Source organism: Klebsiella sp. HMSC09D12 (genome assembly GCF_001808475.1).
In the GTDB taxonomy this organism is placed as follows: domain Bacteria; phylum Pseudomonadota; class Gammaproteobacteria; order Enterobacterales; family Enterobacteriaceae; genus Klebsiella; species Klebsiella oxytoca.
Genome location: NZ_KV793377.1, coordinates 1 through 1118, shown reverse-complemented (window position 1 = coordinate 1118; position 1118 = coordinate 1). Strand labels below are relative to the sequence as shown.

Here is a 1118-nt window from a genome sequence, read left to right as displayed (position 1 = left end):
GGGTGACGTCCGGGGTTCCGCTTTTAAAGATTTTCGACCACATCAGTAAATCGTAGTGACACCATGAAACAAAAGTATCGTACAGACCAGAATCAACAACAGTAACAGCAGACCTTTTTTTCGACGTAACAAAACCGGTCCCAAAGCGCCTGCAAGAAGCACACTCAACACGATTTCCGTTATACTAATCGTATTCATATTCTCTCACGTTTCCCTTTTTAGAACTCTGCCACACACAGCTAAAACCTCATAACATTTTACCCCCCGTTAGGGGGGCATCCTGTTTATTTTTTACTGATTGCGGCCGCTGCCTGGTGAATGGCTGATTGCAGACCGTGGCTAAAATATTCATTACCTACGTTCCACAGCTTGCCGGAACGGAAAGCTGCGACCGTGCAATCATCCCCAACTACCGATTTATAGCGGGTTTTAACGCTGGCGATCGCTTCCTCGATCAGAGCATCTGAGCATTCGCGCGAAGTGAAAAGATACTGCACGCCCCCATAAACCTTGTTGAATGGGTCGTTACCGTATTCATACATATCCGTCATGCCGTCAAAACGGCCTTCCTGAAAACGGCTGATTACGGCGTCCACTTCATCAGTCGTCGGGCCGTCTGTCCAGCCCACATTGATGCAGGAATAATCACGCATACGCACTGAAAACTTAATGCCCTTGAAATGCTTTTTCAGCAGCAGGCGGATATTTTTAGCCGCCAGTTTCGTCGTGCTGGGTTCGTCTTTTTTGGTCAGTAGATCCTGATACTCTGGATTCGTTGATACCTGCTCACGGCTGCGCTGTTCTTCCTCTGCCTTCCGCGCGGCTTCTTCATCGCGGCGCTGCTTACACACGCGAACGACTTCGCGGCGGCTGCGGATTTCATCAAGGGATAGCGTCTTATCTGTAAGCGTCCAGCCAAAGCGCGCGCTGATACGGGCTTGCTCAACGGTGAACGCGGTCGGTAATTCGAGGTTTAAGAGGGTGTAAGAGATCTCGCCATCTGAGAGGGTCACTTCACTAACTGCTACATCGTCATTGAGGTGCTTCAGGCACTGGCCTACTTTCAGTAATTGAGTATTCATGTACGACTCCTGTTTGCGCCGATACCGGCAATTTAG

At 49.5% G+C, this 1118-nt stretch carries 1 protein-coding gene; it reads right to left on the bottom strand.

What is annotated here, in order from left to right; genetic code table 11:
• Positions 1-284: 284 nt before the first annotated feature.
• On the bottom strand, positions 285-1118 hold an 834-nt coding region (locus tag HMPREF3178_RS00190), incomplete at its 5' end, for an LPD29 domain-containing protein (RefSeq protein WP_228705113.1).